The sequence below is a fragment of the Nocardia sp. CDC153 genome, assembly GCF_035818515.1.
In the GTDB taxonomy this organism is placed as follows: domain Bacteria; phylum Actinomycetota; class Actinomycetes; order Mycobacteriales; family Mycobacteriaceae; genus Nocardia.
Genome location: NZ_JAYKYU010000002.1, coordinates 243,873 through 258,503, shown reverse-complemented (window position 1 = coordinate 258,503; position 14,631 = coordinate 243,873). Strand labels below are relative to the sequence as shown.

The window sequence follows — 14,631 nt, the reverse complement described above, 5'->3', positions numbered from 1 at the left end:
CCAAACTCACATCGCGCCGACCGCGCTCCCGGCCAGAACCGCCGATTCGCGCACGCCCGAACTCGTCGAAAGCGGGGCTTCGTGAATCGTTTTCGCCGCACGCAGGCCCGACTCCAACGCGCCCTGAATCCACGCGTGGTAGAGCGAACAGTGCTCGCCCGCGAAGAGCAGTCGGCCTTCGGGCTCCAGAATGTGCTTCTGGATACGGCTGGCCTGACCCGGTTCGAACTGCGCGAACGCGCCGCCCGCGTAGGGGTCGTTGAACCAGGCGTGGCGGGTGCCGAACTCGAACGCATCCATGATTTCGGGATGGATCTTGGCGACGTCTTCCAGTGCCTGGTAAACGCATTCGTCCTCGGACAGCGAACCCCAGCGCAGCGCGTCCTGACCCCAGGTATAGCTGGCGAGCAGGACGCCGCGCTCCTCGTCCGGCGCGTAGGAACCGGGCGACGGGTAGACGATGCGGCGAATGGGTAGATCGGTGGTGGTCGTTCCGCCCAGAATGTTGTATGGCGGTTCCTCCCAGAAACGCCTGCGCACCTGGAAAAGGATCTTCGTCGAAGCGTTGTAGCGCAGTTCGCGGATCGCCTGCCGCTTCGGCTTCGACAGCGCCGGTTCGATTTCGATATTGCTCAGCACCGGGAACGGCAGCGTGCAGATCGCATAATCTCCGGTCACCGAGTAGCGGCCGCCGCGGTTCTTGTACTCCACGGTGACGGAGGACTCGTCCTGCTTTATCGCCTGCACGTCGGCGCCGAATCGCACGCGATGGCTGATGTGCCGATAGAAGCCCTCGGTCAGTCGATCGGTCCCGCCCTCGATGTACTGCATGTCCTCGAAGCATCGACCGACAATCTCGAAGAATTGTTCGACCACAGCGGTATTCATGTTCTGTTCGCGGAAGCTCATGATCGCGTACATTTCGATCGCGCCGTCCGACCAGCCCTTGGACTTCAGGAACTGGCGCAGTGAATAGTCGTCGTACTGACTCATGATGCGGTCCCAGCCGGCCGGGCCCTCCTGGTCGTAGATCGACTTGATTTCGCTGGTCGCCTCGTTCCACAGCTGCGTCCAGGTCTTGCCACGCTCGTGGTCGGCCAGCTTGAACAGTTGGTCCACATGGCTTTCGGCCTCTTCGAAGGTCATGCTGTTGCCGCAGATATTGACCATCGCGCGGGGGTTGTCCATGACGAAGGGCCGCAGATTCAGTCCGAACAACGCGCAATAGGCCAACGTGAGCGTGTGCACCCGCGGAATGCGCATCGCGCCGGCCTCGGCGAACAGGCCGGGTGCGAACTGGCGCATCGTATAGATGCGACCGCCGATTCGGTGCTGGGCTTCGAGCACGATCGGCTCGTGCCCTTGCCGCTCCAATTCGAATGCGGCGACCAGTCCGGCGACTCCGCCGCCGAGCACGATGACCCGCTTGCGGCCGTGGTCGTTGTGCTCGAACCCTTTGCGGGCGATGGTGAGCAGGTCCTCGCTCACCGGTGGTGTCGTACTGGGCTGCGGGCGATTCGGCAACTCGGGGAATCCGCCCGTGCTGCCGGTGGCAGAAGAATTGAGGCTTCCGATCAACGTCATCCCTCTCCAAATCTTTGGTGTAGTAGAGATGTGTGCGACCGTGACGAACCTTACATCTATAATCCCCGCTCGGAGCACTTCTTATTATCTTCATTCAAATTACCCGGCAATAATGGCGGAGCAATGACCGGCATCGGGGCTGGCAATTAATTTTCGAGCGCTGCTGTCCGTTCAATACCGTAATTGCGGAATCTACGGCGGGTTGCCGCGAGTCGGGCTTCTCGCGCCAGTAGCGTCTGTCCACAACACAGCACTGACCGGATTCCTTCGAGCCGAGGAGATTTCCGATGTCGTGGGCGTCGTTCGCCATGCTCGCTCCGGCCCTCATGGTGATCGGAGGTGTGTTCGCGCTGCGGTGGTCGGTGCGCAAGGGCGCGCACGATGAGCACAATGAGGTCGCGGGCATGGTTTTTCAGACCGTCGGCGCACTGTACGCGGTGCTGTTGGCATTCGTCGTGGTCAGCGAATGGACTTCCTTGCAGGACGCCAGGAACAACACCTTCACCGAAGCCAACCAGCTGGGCACGCTCTACTGGAATGCCCGGGCGCTGCCCCCGGAGGCGGGGCGCGATCTCGAGGCGACGACCCAGCGATATGCGCGAGTCGTCATCGATCAAGAATGGCCGCTGCTCGCCGACGGCGGATACAGCCCCGAGGCCACCGAACTGGTGTACCGGATGCGCGCGGACATCAATGCACTGCCGGTCGGCGATGCGCACGCCCAGGCGGTCTACGAGCATTCGCTGTCGACGGTGAACGATCTGGCCGCCGCGCGACGCGAGCGGCTCAGCCAGAGCGGGCACAATGTACCGTCGGCGCTCTGGCTGGCACTGGCCATCGGTGCGGCGGTGACGGTCGGATTCACCTTTGTCTTCGGCCTTTCCAACTTCCGGGCACACGTGGCGCTCGGCAGCGCGCTGGCCGTCCTCGTCATCCTGGTGCTCGCGTTGATCCAGGCGCTCGACCAACCGTTCGCGGGCACTATCGCCGTCGACCCCGACGCCTTCGAGATCTTCCTGCGCGGACTCCCACCCCAACGCTGATCTCGCCGATTCTTCTGCGCCGAAACCACTTTGGCGGTGCGCCAGCTCCGTAAAGTGAACTGTCGGCGGCACGGCGGAATCGAGGGGTGACGATGCGATTTCAGACGCGGGTGGATATCGACGCCGAACCGAATGCGGTGTGGCAGGCCCTCATCGACGTGGAGTCGTGGCCGAAATGGACCGCCTCCATGACGTCCGTGGAACGCCTGCAATCTGGGCCACTAGGTGTGGGAAGCAGCGCCCGGGTGGTGCAGCCGCTCCTGAAACCCGCGGTGTACACCGTCACCGCGTGCGAGCCCGGAGCGTCCTTCGACTGGCAGACCCAACTCCCCGGGCTCACCGTGAGCGCGACGCACCATCTCGAGGCGCTGAATGCGGCCCGAACTCGCCTGACTCTCGGTGTGACACAGTCGGGTCCACTGAGCCTGCTCGCCTGGCCCCTGTTCGGCCAACGCACCCGCCGCTACGTCACGATGGAGGCCGAGGGCCTGAAACGGGCGGCCGAGTCCCGATCCACCTGAATCCCTCAGGCCTCACACAAAGGGATCGAGGCCCGAGTGAGCGCAGCCTGATGCAGCGGATCGAGATGGTGGGTGCCCACCGTGCTCAGGACGCTGCCGACCAACCGGGCGGCGCAGTCCGGGGCCGCCAATTCGGTGTGATCGCGGGCCAATTCGTCGATGATCTCCACATTGACACGATCGATGATGGGCCGCACGGATGTGAGATCCGGAGCGCTCGAAGGCGCGGCACTCAACCCGCTGTTCCACAGCGCCACCAGCCCACGCTGCACGATCTTGTTCGCATCGATCTGCGCCTCGAAGACCTGCCGAACCTGATCCGCGGGCAGATCCTGTTGTGCGCCCAGCCGAACCATGTCGGCGTAAATCGCCGCCTCCCGACCGGGATCGTCGATGGTGGGTTGCGTTCCGTCCCGCTCGGCCTGCGTCCACTTCGCCGCGGCGACGCTATCGGCGGTGTCCAACCGTTCGGCCAGCAAGCTGACCAACCGATCCATCGATCCCGCGGGCGGCATCGAACCTTCCGCCGCCGCAACTCCGAACTGCCCGCTCAGCAGCGCAATCGTGGATGCGGTCACCACCGCCAGCCCTCGCATCAGGCCATTCTCGCTCTATTCGCTGAAAGCTCACTGAGAATCCACCACGCGCTCATGACGTCACAGGCAGTGCTCGGTGTGCCAGTCCATGACGTCGCCCCAGGCCTGCCAGACCGGGTCGGTGCGGAGGGTTGGTTCGCTGGGGGCGCCGCCGAGGACGGCGGTGATGGCGTTCGCCTCGAGGATCGCGTCGCCTTGGATCTCGGCCGGGGCGGCCGCGGCGAAGGCTTGGGCGCGGGCCGAGGCCGCGACGTGGTCGCCCTGGAAGTCGCCACGGTCGAGCGCGGTGAACAGGTCGGTCACGTACTGGGCTTCGCCGCACTGGTCGAAGTCGACAGCGACGGGGTTGGCCGCCGCGGTGCCCAGGCTCGCGGTTCCCAGTGCCGTGACTGCGGCCAGCACACCCACGAGTGCCATGATCTTCGCCATCGAAAACTCCTTCGTCGATTTGGTTGCCGCGACACTCTGGCAGCCGGAGATTTCAATCGCCTTACAACGATGAATTCGCCCTCCGCGCCCCGTCTTTCGTAGTAGGCGGCGCGCGGAGCGCCAGATCATCGGAAGGAAGTCGTCATGTCGATTCGGAAGCCCTTACAGCAAGCCCGGCACCTGCACCGGAAGCTGGTGCAGGCGCATCGGGACCAGGTCAGTGAACGGGCTGTGGTGCATCATCGGCGCGTGGTGCAGGACGCGTGGCGCGGGGCTCGCTGAGCGTGGCCGGGCGCAGTGTCGCGGCGAGGACCAGGGCCCCGGCCAGGGCGAAACCCATTGTCCAGAGCGAGCCGACGTGCATGGCGTGGATGAACGCGTGGTCGGCGGCGGCCGCCAGATCGGGGCGGGCGATGGTGGCGGCGACGTGGCGGGCCTGTTCGGCGGAGACCTGAGCGGGCTCGCGGGCGGCGTCGGGGAGGGTGTCGACCGACCCTCGAATACCGTTGCGGTAGGTGATCGCCATGATGGTGCCACCGATGGCGATGCCGAGCACGCTGCCGGTCTGGCGCACGGTATTGGTGACCGCGGACCCCGCGCCCGCGCGTTCCAGGGGCAGGGTGCTCATCAGGGCGCTGGTGACCGAACCGATCACCATACCGATCGAAAAGCCCTGCAGCGCAGAGAGAACGACATTCCAGGCGACGGGTGTGTCCAGACCGAAGAACACCATGCTGCCCATGCACAGCGCGCCGATGGTGAGCGCGGTCGCGGTCACCGGGCGCAGGCCCCAGCGGCGGACCAGGCGGACGCCGAGCGGTCCGCCGACAATGACGCCGAGCGCGGCGGGGGAGTTGATCAGACCGGCCGCCAGCGGCGAGAAGCCGCGTGCGCCTTGGAGATAGAACGCGCCGTAGAACCCGCTCGCGGTCATGGCCAGAAACAGCAGACCCAACGCCGCGTTGCCGCCGCCGAACACCCGCGCGGCCAGTAGCCGCGGATCGAAACTCGGCTGGGCGGACCGCAATTCGACGACCACGAAGGCGGTCAGCAAGGCGACACCGGCCGCGATCGGCCCCCACACCGGCACCGGAGTCCAGGCCGCGACCTGTCCCGCGCGAATGAGACCGTAGGCGAGCGCCGCCAATCCGCTCACCGACAGCGCCAATCCGATCAGATCCAGCGGCCGCGGCGTCGGGCTGCGGAAGTTCGGCACGAACGACGCGATCCCGATCAAGGCGATCGCGACGACGGGCACGTTCACGAGAAACACCGAGCCCCAACAGAAGTGGTCGAGCAGCACCCCGGCCAACAGCGGCCCGGCGGCCAGCCCGACTCCCGCCGACGTGGAGAACAGGCCGATCGCGGTCGCGCGGGCGGGACCGGTGAATGTCCAGGTCACCGTCGCCATGGTGGCGGGCATGATGAGCGCGCTGCCCACACCCATGACCGCCCGCGCGGCAATGAGTTGCGCCGGGTCGGCGGCATAGGCGGCCCAGATCGAGGCGACGGCGAAGACCGCCAATCCCGTCGCGAGCACGCTGCGATGCCCGAACCGGTCGCCGAGCGCCCCGGCGGTGAACATGAGCGCGGCGAACACGAGCGTGTAGGAGCCCGAAGCCCATTGCAGCTGAGCGGGATTCGCGCCCAGCCCGCGCACCGGATCGGCGAGCGTCTCGAGGGCGGTGGCCAGGATCGTGTTGTCGATCCAGATCAGCAGGGAGGACAGGAGGAGTACGGCGAGAATCAGCCGCTGCCGAGACTTCGGCAGCGTCACAGACGCGGTCATGGAAACCTTCGATAAGATTGGTAGGAACCTGACGATCGCCAGTGTGGTCGATTGTCAGGAACCTGTCAATCGCTGGAAAGGTGATGCCCGTGAGCCAGGACTACTGCGGCAGTGACGGTTCGCTGACCTTCATGGTCCGCAAGGTCTGGCTGAGCATGCGCGCCTCGATCGGCGAGGTGCTCGCCGACTTCGGGCTCACCTCTTCGCAATACGCCACCCTGATGATGACCCAGCGCGAGCCGGGCATGTCGGTCTCCGATATCGCCCGCGAAGTCGGCAGCACCCGGCAGGCCGCCAACGAGATGCTCGCGGGCCTCGAGAAGGAGGGGCTGATCGAACGGCACCCGCATCCCACCGATCGGCGCACCCACCGGATCGCGGTCACCAAGAAGGGCCGTGACGTTTACCGAAAGGCGCATGCCGCGGTCGGCCGTCGGGAGGCCGAATTGGAGGCGGGGTTCACCGCCGAACAACGCGCCGCCATTCGGGAATGGCTGGGCGGCATGGCCGAGGCCTGCCGCTGAACCGAACCGCATCGCACCCGTGTTGGCAAGCCGTTTTCCACGGTGTGGAAAATCCCGCCGCCATCCGATCGCCCTGATTGGAACCCTTCGGCGGAATCGACCGGCCGCCTTACCGTTCCGGACACCAACTCTCCCGGAGGACGTGCCCGATGAGCGAACCATGGCGAATCAGTACCGATGTGCTGGTGATCGGCGGCGGACCCGCCGCGTGTTGGGCGGCCGTGCACGCCCGGGAAGCCGGGGCCGAGGTGGTGCTGGTGGACAAGGGATACTGCGGAACCAGCGGCGCGACAGCGCCTTCCGGCACCGGCGTCTGGTATGTCGCGCCCGAGGCCACGGCCCGCGCGAACGCCAAGGCCTCGCGTGAGGCGTTGGGCGGGCATCTGGCCGACCACTATTGGATGGATCGCGTTCTCGACCAGACCTACACGAATATGAACCGGCTCGCGGTCGAGGGGCGCTACCCGTTCCCCGTGGACCCCGAGACCGGTGAGCAGCTGCGCACCGGAGTGCAAGGGCCGGAATACATGCGGCGCATGCGGGCCTGGGTCAAGCGGCTCGGCGTGCGGATCCTGGACCATTCGCCCGCACTGGAACTGCTGGTCGACGCCGACGGTGTCGTGCGCGGCGCGGCCGGTTACCGCCGACAGGCCGAGACGGATTACGAGGTGACCGCGGGCGCGGTCGTGCTGGCCACCGGCGGCTGCGCCTTCCTGTCCCGGGCACTGGGCACGAACGTCGACACCGGCGATGGCGCGCTGATGGCCGCCGAAGCCGGGGCGCGCTTCTCGGGCATGGAATTCTCGAACGCCTACGCCATCGTCCCCAAGGGCTCGACCATCACCAAGACCGCCTACTACGGCTACGCCACCTTCTTCCACGAGGACGGTCGCGTGCTCGAAGGCGCGGGCTCCACCAAGGGCCGTTCGGTGATCGCTCGAACGCTGTTGTCGGAGAAGGTCTTCGCGCAACTCGACCGCGCCGACGCCACGGTCCAGGCGCAGATGCGATTGGGCCAGCCGAACTTCTTCCTCCAGTTCGACCGCCGCGGTATCGATCCGTTCACGGACCGCTTCGAAGTGGATCTGCTCGCCGAGGGCACGGTGCGTGGCACCGGCGGCATCGATGTCATCGACGACGACTGCGCCACAACGGTTCCCGGTCTCTACGCCGCGGGAGACGCGGCGACTCGCGAGCGCATCTGCGGCGGTTTCACCGGCGGCGGCAGCCACAACTCGGCCTGGGCCATGTCCTCGGGCACCTGGGCGGGCCGGGGCGCGGCCGAATTCGCGCTGCGGTCGGGCCGCGTCGACGCGGCGGCGGTGCGTGGTGTCGGCCGGGTCGGATTGCGGCCCGACACCGGCGAATCCGTCTCCGCCGACGAGGTCGTGGCGGCCGCGCAGCAGGAGCTCATCCCGTTCGAGAAGAACTACCTGCGCCACGGCGACCGCCTCCGACCGGCGCTGGCCGCCCTCGACGGAATCTGGCAGCGCGCCGCGCAGGGCCTCGGCGGGACCGGCTCGGACCGGGTTCGGGCCCGCCAGGCCGCGGCCATCACGGCCGTCGGCCGACTGATGTACCGATCGGCGTTGGCGCGCACCGAAACTCGTGGCATGAGCAAACGCGCCGACCATCCCGACCTGGACCCGGCGCAGCGCCACCACATCCTCTCCGGCGGCACGGACCGCCTGTGGATCGCCGCCGAACCCGCCGCCGAGGCGGTGGCGTCATGATCGAACTCGTGCGCGCCAGCGACTGCATAGCCTGCGACAAGTGCGTCGACGTCTGCCCAACCGACGTCTTCGACCGCACCGATTCCGGAATCCCGCTCATCGCAAGGCAATCCGACTGCCAAACCTGCTTCATGTGCGAGGCCTACTGCCCAACCGATGCCCTTTATGTAGCCCCGGACTCCACCCCACTCCGGGACCGAAACGCCATCCCCGAAGCCCACATCGGTCGCTACAGAGAACAACTGGGCTGGGGGAGGGGCCGCACCCCCGGCAGTCTCGTCGCCATCGGCCCCCATCTCCCACACGGCACGCCCCCACCCCGCCTCGCCGAACTCGAACCGACCCGCGACTGAGGCCGGACGCTCAGCGCAGGGCGAGGGCCAGGAAGAAGTCGACGCGGTCTTCCAGACGGGACAGGTCGCGTTGGGTCAGTTCTTCGATGCGCTGGATGCGGTAGCGCAGCGTATTCACGTGCAGGTGAAGCAGATCCGCGCACTTGGTCCACGAGCCGGAGACCTCGAGGAAGGTTTCCAGGGTGTGGACCAGGTCGGCGCGGTTGTCCTGGTCGTAGACGCGCAGCGGGTCCAGGAGGCGGACCCGGAACATGCGGCGGACCTCGTCGGGGACGCTGGCCAGCAGCAGCATGTGGGTGGCCAGTTCGTCGTGGCGGACCACACTGGTGGGCTGCTGGCGTTCGGCGGCCATGCGGCGGGCGTAGCGGGCCTCCTCGACCGCGCCGCGCAGACCCTCGCCGTCGACCGCGCCACTGATGCCCACGGACAGACGGCTCTGCTGTAGGCCGGGTTCGAGCGCTTCGATGGCGCGATGCACATGGTCGTCGAGGGCCTTCTCATCGCCCAGCGCGACGAGCAGGATCACCTCGCCGTCGACCACACCGATGGCCGGGCTCTTGCCCGACAGGATTTCGCGCAGCACCGCGCGCAGCTCACCGGGCCGCACGGCACCGGAGTCGGCGGTGGCGGCCACCGCTATATAGCGCTCGGACAGACCCAGGCCCGTGAGTTCCAGGCGGGAGACGATATCGGCGGGCTTGGCGTCGGACATGATCAGCTCGATCAGTTCCTGCGCCAGCCGCCCCTCGGCGCTCTGCCGATCGTCCTGACGAGCCTTCTCGAGGGATACCACCGCGGCCAACTCGCCGATCAGCGCGCGCCGATCCTCGGGCCAGTCCTTGTAATCGCTCTCGAACACCAGGAACCAGTCCGCGATGCGCGAGGTCCCGTCCGCGTCCACCGCGAACAGCGAGTAGCGAACCTGGCTGTGGGAAAGCACATGCGGCAGCCGCTTCGCGCCCAAGAAGGCCGAGCGCACCTGCTCGGGCAGATCCCGAGTGGGCCCGGCCACGACCCGACCCAGCGAAGACACCACCCAGCACCGCGTGCCCAGTGTGCGATGCACCAAATCGAGCACCGAATCCAGACCGCCGCCCGACACCAGCTGCCGATGCCGATCCAGGATCGCGCTCAGGTCCGCGGCCCGCCCGGAGGACAGTCGCCGGTTGATGGTTTCGGTGACCGTCGCGAAGGCGATGTGCTCCTCGACCCGGAACAACGGGATTCGGTGTTTCTTACAAGCCTCGATCAAATCCTCGGGCGCGTCGCCGAAGAGCGCGTCGCCCGCCGCGAGGGCCGCGACCTTCGCCCGAGCGATGTTGCTGACGAATTGCTCACTGTCCTCCGGCTGTAGCCGCCATTGCAGGCCGGTTAGGACAAACTCGCCGCCGGAGAGGTATCGGCTGGGATCCAGCATGTCGGTAGTTACTACCCAGCGTACGAAACGGTCCAGCTCGTCCTCTCCGGTGACGAGCCGTAGGCCCAGGTCGTTCATGGTCAGCAGGGAACGTAACCGCATTTGTCCGAGGCTAACAGTCGGTGACACTCCGGTTACCGAACTTGGATGTAACTACAAACGCGCCCCTGTGTTCCAGGCCACAGATTCGGATGTCTCGTCCTTTCGGGCATCCCGGTCGGACGGGTTAGGTGGTGGAAACACGCCAATGACGGTTTGGAGGTCGGATGTCGAGTCGCCTGGAATGGCTCGGTTCGCTGTCCCTGGAGGAAGCCGAGGCGCAGCTGCTGACCTGCAATGCGTCCCGGACCTGGGCGCGCAAGATGGTCGCGAACCGCCCGTACGCCGACGAGGCGAGCCTGATCGCCGCCGCGGTGACCGGCACCACCGAGCTGGCCTGGAGCGATATCGAGGAGGCGCTCTCGGCGCATCCGCGCATTGGTGAGCGCACCGCCGCCAAGCACCAGTCCGAGCAGGAAGCCAAGTGGTCCGCCGACGAGCAGTCCGGCGCGACCGATGCCGATGCACAGGTGAAGGCTGATTTGGCCGCCGGAAACGTGGCATACGAAGAACGGTTCGGGCATGTCTTCCTGATCCGAGCCGCGGGCCGCACCGCCGCCGAGATGCTGGCCGAGCTCCGGATTCGTCTGGGCAACTCGGTCGCCGACGAGCAGCTGGTCGTGCGTCGCGAACTGGCGGACATCACGGGCTTGCGCGTTCGCAAACTGCTGGCGGATTGTTAGAGGTCCAAATGAGTATTGCATCGCGAAGCGATTCGGCCAGGGGCGGTGGCGGGGCGACGGGTGGGCCCAAGCTCGTTATCGAAAACGCTTACATCGCACCGGTTGTCGGTGACGAGATCCCCAACGGCTATCTGATCGTCGGCGACGACGGCCGGATCGAAGCTCTCGGCGCGGGACCGGCGCCGATGGTGGTGGGTGCTGACCGCCTCTCCGGCACCGGCTGCCTGGTAACCCCGGGCCTGGTGAATACCCACCACCACCTCTACCAGTGGGCCACCCAGGGCCTGTTCCAGGACGCGACCCTGTTCGAATGGCTGACCGGTCTGTACCGGCTGTGGGCGACCATGGACGCCGAGATGGTGCACGGCGCGGCCACCGCGGGCCTGGGCTGGCTGGCGCTGACCGGCACCACCACCTCCACCGATCACCACTACATCTTCCCCAAGGGTCGTGGCGACGTGTTCGAGGCGGAGGTGCGCGCGGCGCGCGAGATCGGCCTGCGCTTCCACCCGTGCCGCGGTTCCATGGACCGCGGCCAGTCGCACGGCGGTCTGCCGCCGGACGAGGTGGTCGAGAAGACCGATGAAATCCTCGCCAGCACAGAGGAAATCATCCGCACCTACCACGATCCGTCCTTCGACTCCATGCTGCGCGTGGCCGTCGCCCCCTGCTCGCCGTTCTCGGTGTCGGAGGGCCTGATGGTCGAATCCGCCGCGCTGGCGCGTCGGCACGGCGTGCGTCTGCACACCCACCTCGCCGAGACCCTCGACGAGGAAGAGCACTGCATCGAGCAGATGGGTTGCACGCCCGTCGAATACATGGAGAAGCTGGGTTGGCTCGGCGACGACGTGTGGTTCGCGCACGCGGTTCACCTGCACGACAAGGACATTGCGGCGTTCGCCAAGACCGGCACCGGTTCGGCGCACTGCCCGACGTCGAATGCCCGTCTGGGCGCGGGCATCGCGCGGGTCACCGACCTGCTCGCCGCCGGTGCCCCGGTCGGCCTGGGTGTGGACGGCGCGGCCTCGGCCGAGCTGACCTCCATGGCCGGGGAGATGCGCCAGGCCCTGCTGTTCCAGCGCGCCGTGCACGGTCCCCGCGCCCTGACCGCCCGGCAGGCGCTCGAGGTCGGCACCCTCGGCGGTGCCCGAAACCTGGGCCGCCACAACGAGATCGGCTCCCTCGAGGTCGGCAAGCTCGCCGATATCGCGGTCTGGCGGGTGGACGGATTCCGTGCCGCCGTGGAGGACCCGATCTGTGCGCTGGTCTTCGGACCGCAGCCGCCGCTGGCCCGCCTGCTCGTGGGCGGCCGCACCGTCGTGGAGAACGACGAATTGAAGACTTTGCCGCACGACACGGTCGCACAGGCCGGTGTCGACGCCCGTAGGCGAATCATGCGACAGGAGAACCGATGACGTTCTGGTAGACCCCATCTTCTTCGATTTGCCCGCAGTAATGGAGAACCACCCATGCTCTCCTTCGAACACCTGCGATCGCCGCAGCGATTCGCGATGCCTGCCGCACGCGGGGCGGCACCGGGACCATCACCCTGGTTCCCGGGAGTCCGGACGACAACATCCGGAAAAGTTGATTAACAGGGGCAAGTCCGCATTTCGCGGTAAAGACCCCACAACAAGCATCACCGAATCCGAGGCCCGGGACCCCCAGCACCCCCGCGCCAAAGGTCGGCTACGCCCATAGGAGGGCAGCCATGACCCAGACTCAGTCACCGATCACCACATCGGAAGTGACGCGGAGTTCCGCGCTCGACCGGCTTTTCAAGCTGACTGCGCGCAAGACCACACTATCCCGCGAAATCCGCGGCGGCATCACGACATTCGTCGCTATGGCGTATGTCATATTGCTCGTGCCGCTGATTCTCGGCGGTGTCGCCGACATCAACGGCGACAAGTTGAGCATCGCTCAGCTGACCACGGCGACCGCCTTCTCCGCCGGTTTGACCACCGTCCTCATGGGCCTGGTCGGCAATGTGCCCCTCGCATTGGCCGCCGGTCTCGGACTGGTACCGGTCGTCGCCTTCCAGGCGGCCCCGCACATGACCTGGCCCCAGGCCCTCGGCCTGGTGGTGCTGATGGGCATCGTCATCGTGATCCTCGCGGCCACCGGCCTGCGGACCATGATCATCAATGCCATTCCGCTGGCCATGAAGAACGCCATCGGTGTCGGCATCGGCATGTTCATCGCCATGATCGGCCTGGCCTCGTCGGGTGTGGTCGGTAAGGGAGCCGGAACTCCGGTGACGCTGGGCGTGGACGGGCATCTGTCCGGTTGGCCCACGGTGATTTTCGCGGTCGGCCTGCTGCTGATGCTGGCGCTGTTCATCCGCAAGGTGCCCGGCGCGATCCTGATCAGCATCGCCATCGCCACCGTGCTGGCGATCATCGTGAACAGCATCGCCAAGATCGATCCCAAGCAGTGGGGCACCGTCGTGCCCGAGAAGCCGAAGTCGCTGTTCGCCACCCCGGATTTCGGTCTGATGGGCCACATCGATCTGTTCGGCGGTTTCGCCACCGCGGGTGCGGTCACCGCGACCGTCGTGCTGTTCACCCTCGTGCTGACCGGTTTCTTCGACGCCATGGGCACCGTGTTCGGCGTCTGTGACGAGGCGGGTCTGGTCGACGAGAACGGCCAGGTGCCCGGCATGGGCAAGATCCTGACCACCGACGGTGTCGCCCAGATCATCGGCGGCCTGTCCGGCGGTGCCGGTTCGACCGTGTACGTCGAATCCGCGACGGGTGTCGGTGAGGGTGCCCGTACCGGTCTGGCCAGCGTGTTCACCGGTGGATTGTTCTGTGCGGCGATCTTCTTCACCCCGATCGCGGCCGTGGTGCCGATCCAGGCCGCGTCCCCCGCGCTGGTGCTGGTCGGCGCGCTCATGATGACCCAGGCCCGCAAGATCGACTGGAACGACCTCGAGGTCGCCATCCCGGCCTTCATCACCATCGTGCTGATGCCGTTCACCTACTCGATCACCAATGGTGTCGGCGCGGGTCTGATCGCCTACACCGTGATCAAGCTGGCCCGCGGCAAGTTCCGTGAGATCCACCCGCTGGTGGCCGTCGTGTGCGTCGTGTTCGTCGCGTACTTCGGCATCAACGGCATCGAACAGGTGCTGGGATAACTCATGCGTGACATCGCGGCACGACTGCTGGAATGGCATGCGGCGGGCAAGGATTACGCCGTCGCCTGCCTCCTCGGGACCGGTGGCTTCGCGCCCCGTCCGCTCGGCGCGGCTCTGGCCGTGGACGCCGACGGGACGGTCGTGGGGAGCATCGGAGAGGGCCCGATGGAGGCTGCCATCGCCGAGTTGTGCCGCGAGTCGCTGCGTACGGGTCGATCGATGCGAGAGACCGTCGGAACGATTCAGGTGTTCGTCCAGTCGGTGACCGAGGCCAATCGCGATGCGGTGGAATTGGTCCTGCGAGCTGAGGGGGAGGCCGTGGCACTGGTCCGCGACCTCGACAGCGGCGCCGTCATGGCGCTGGGCACCTGGTGGACCGCCGGAGCCGAGCTCGACGAGCGGGTGGTGATCGCCGCCCAGTCCATGCTGGACGCCGCAGCGAGCGGAGTCCGCACCATTGGCCGCGGCGCGGACGCGATCACCGTGTTCGTGCAATCGCAGGCGGCCCGACAGGTATTCGGCATGGTCGCGCATGTCTAGCGCGATCACGCACCGTGTACTCACTCACGACGCCAAATTCGTTGTGCCGCTGGCGGCGGCGCTTCCCCTGCCGGTGGCGTTCGTGTGTGCGGTCCGCCGCGGGAGCACCGGGTGGCCACCCGGAACCCGCGGCGGACCGATCCACCGCTGACTTTCATTCTTCGACCGAAAAAGGAAC

At 66.7% G+C, this 14,631-nt stretch carries 14 protein-coding genes; 9 read left to right on the top strand and 5 right to left on the bottom strand.

Translation table 11 applies throughout. From position 1 onward, the window contains the following. Positions 1-6: 6 nt before the first annotated feature. Positions 7-1,662 carry a flavin monoamine oxidase family protein gene (locus VMT65_RS09355; RefSeq protein ID WP_326307666.1) on the bottom strand — a complete coding sequence of 552 codons (1,656 nt, stop codon included), beginning with the start codon at positions 1,660-1,662 and terminating at the stop codon, positions 7-9. 209 nt (positions 1,663-1,871) lie between these two features. Here VMT65_RS09355 and VMT65_RS09350 point away from each other — a divergent pair, with 209 nt between their 5' ends. Further along, positions 1,872-2,627 (top strand): bestrophin-like domain, encoded by a 756-nt coding sequence (locus tag VMT65_RS09350; protein ID WP_326307665.1) that lies wholly within the window; start codon positions 1,872-1,874, stop codon positions 2,625-2,627. Positions 2,628-2,719: 92 nt separating this feature from the next. Next, the gene (locus tag VMT65_RS09345) at positions 2,720-3,148 is read left to right on the top strand and encodes an SRPBCC family protein (protein ID WP_326307664.1); all 429 of its coding nucleotides are present in this window, start codon (positions 2,720-2,722) and stop codon (positions 3,146-3,148) included. A 5-nt stretch (positions 3,149-3,153) separates the two neighbouring features. Here the strand turns inward: VMT65_RS09345 and aroQ are convergent, their stop codons facing one another. From aroQ to VMT65_RS09330, 3 genes are all read right to left on the bottom strand, one after another. Continuing rightward, positions 3,154-3,744, bottom strand: a complete 591-nt coding sequence (gene aroQ, locus VMT65_RS09340; protein ID WP_326307663.1) for a gamma subclass chorismate mutase AroQ — start codon at positions 3,742-3,744, stop codon at positions 3,154-3,156. 60 nt (positions 3,745-3,804) lie between these two features. Beyond that, a complete protein-coding gene (locus tag VMT65_RS09335; RefSeq protein ID WP_326307662.1) occupies positions 3,805-4,173 on the bottom strand; it encodes a hypothetical protein in 369 nt (122 codons plus the stop codon). Between the two features lie 217 nt (positions 4,174-4,390). Next, positions 4,391-5,962 carry an MFS transporter gene (locus VMT65_RS09330; protein WP_326307661.1) on the bottom strand — a complete coding sequence of 524 codons (1,572 nt, stop codon included), beginning with the start codon at positions 5,960-5,962 and terminating at the stop codon, positions 4,391-4,393. 89 nt (positions 5,963-6,051) lie between these two features. On the opposite strand from VMT65_RS09330, the gene VMT65_RS09325 reads away from it, so the two are divergent. From VMT65_RS09325 to VMT65_RS09315, 3 genes are all read left to right on the top strand, one after another. Beyond that, positions 6,052-6,486: a MarR family winged helix-turn-helix transcriptional regulator gene (locus VMT65_RS09325; RefSeq protein ID WP_326307660.1), complete on the top strand. Its 435-nt coding sequence runs from the start codon at positions 6,052-6,054 to the stop codon at positions 6,484-6,486. Positions 6,487-6,635: 149 nt separating this feature from the next. Continuing rightward, complete coding sequence (locus tag VMT65_RS09320; protein WP_326307659.1) at positions 6,636-8,219, top strand: FAD-binding protein; 1,584 nt, start codon at positions 6,636-6,638, stop codon at positions 8,217-8,219. Then, positions 8,216-8,572: a ferredoxin family protein gene (locus VMT65_RS09315; protein ID WP_326307658.1), complete on the top strand. Its 357-nt coding sequence runs from the start codon at positions 8,216-8,218 to the stop codon at positions 8,570-8,572. Before VMT65_RS09320 ends, VMT65_RS09315 begins: the two co-directional genes overlap by 4 nt. A gap of 10 nt (positions 8,573-8,582) precedes the next feature. Here VMT65_RS09315 and VMT65_RS09310 read toward each other — a convergent pair whose 3' ends face one another. Further along, positions 8,583-10,091, bottom strand: coding sequence for a PucR family transcriptional regulator (locus VMT65_RS09310; RefSeq protein ID WP_326307657.1), 1,509 nt, complete (start codon positions 10,089-10,091; stop codon positions 8,583-8,585). Positions 10,092-10,255: 164 nt separating this feature from the next. Here VMT65_RS09310 and uraD point away from each other — a divergent pair, with 164 nt between their 5' ends. The 4 genes from uraD to VMT65_RS09290 all read left to right on the top strand — a co-directional run bounded on the left by uraD (position 10,256) and on the right by VMT65_RS09290 (position 14,453). Then, positions 10,256-10,771: a 2-oxo-4-hydroxy-4-carboxy-5-ureidoimidazoline decarboxylase gene (gene uraD / locus VMT65_RS09305; RefSeq protein ID WP_326307656.1), complete on the top strand. Its 516-nt coding sequence runs from the start codon at positions 10,256-10,258 to the stop codon at positions 10,769-10,771. Positions 10,772-10,779: 8 nt separating this feature from the next. Then, positions 10,780-12,186 carry an 8-oxoguanine deaminase gene (locus VMT65_RS09300; protein ID WP_326307655.1) on the top strand — a complete coding sequence of 469 codons (1,407 nt, stop codon included), beginning with the start codon at positions 10,780-10,782 and terminating at the stop codon, positions 12,184-12,186. A 296-nt stretch (positions 12,187-12,482) separates the two neighbouring features. Then, on the top strand, positions 12,483-13,913 hold the full coding sequence (locus VMT65_RS09295) for an NCS2 family permease (RefSeq protein ID WP_326307654.1): 1,431 nt from the start codon (positions 12,483-12,485) through the stop codon (positions 13,911-13,913). Between the two features lie 3 nt (positions 13,914-13,916). Beyond that, positions 13,917-14,453: an XdhC family protein gene (locus tag VMT65_RS09290; protein WP_326307653.1), complete on the top strand. Its 537-nt coding sequence runs from the start codon at positions 13,917-13,919 to the stop codon at positions 14,451-14,453. The last annotated feature ends 178 nt before the right edge of the window (positions 14,454-14,631 follow it).

Bases quoted from the DNA above. Each gene is read 5' to 3' on its own strand.
- VMT65_RS09350 (WP_326307665.1), top strand. From the start codon at position 1,872: ATGTCGTGGGCGTCGTTCGCCATGCTCGCTCCGGCCCTCATGGTGATC.
- VMT65_RS09345 (WP_326307664.1), top strand. From the start codon at position 2,720: ATGCGATTTCAGACGCGGGTGGATATCGACGCCGAACCGAATGCGGTG.
- aroQ (WP_326307663.1), bottom strand. From the start codon at position 3,744: ATGCGAGGGCTGGCGGTGGTGACCGCATCCACGATTGCGCTGCTGAGC.
- VMT65_RS09335 (WP_326307662.1), bottom strand. From the start codon at position 4,173: ATGGCGAAGATCATGGCACTCGTGGGTGTGCTGGCCGCAGTCACGGCA.
- VMT65_RS09330 (WP_326307661.1), bottom strand. From the start codon at position 5,962: ATGACCGCGTCTGTGACGCTGCCGAAGTCTCGGCAGCGGCTGATTCTC.
- VMT65_RS09320 (WP_326307659.1), top strand. From the start codon at position 6,636: ATGAGCGAACCATGGCGAATCAGTACCGATGTGCTGGTGATCGGCGGC.
- VMT65_RS09315 (WP_326307658.1), top strand. From the start codon at position 8,216: ATGATCGAACTCGTGCGCGCCAGCGACTGCATAGCCTGCGACAAGTGC.
- VMT65_RS09310 (WP_326307657.1), bottom strand. From the start codon at position 10,091: ATGCGGTTACGTTCCCTGCTGACCATGAACGACCTGGGCCTACGGCTC.
- uraD (WP_326307656.1), top strand. From the start codon at position 10,256: ATGTCGAGTCGCCTGGAATGGCTCGGTTCGCTGTCCCTGGAGGAAGCC.
- VMT65_RS09300 (WP_326307655.1), top strand. From the start codon at position 10,780: ATGAGTATTGCATCGCGAAGCGATTCGGCCAGGGGCGGTGGCGGGGCG.
- VMT65_RS09295 (WP_326307654.1), top strand. From the start codon at position 12,483: ATGACCCAGACTCAGTCACCGATCACCACATCGGAAGTGACGCGGAGT.
- VMT65_RS09290 (WP_326307653.1), top strand. From the start codon at position 13,917: ATGCGTGACATCGCGGCACGACTGCTGGAATGGCATGCGGCGGGCAAG.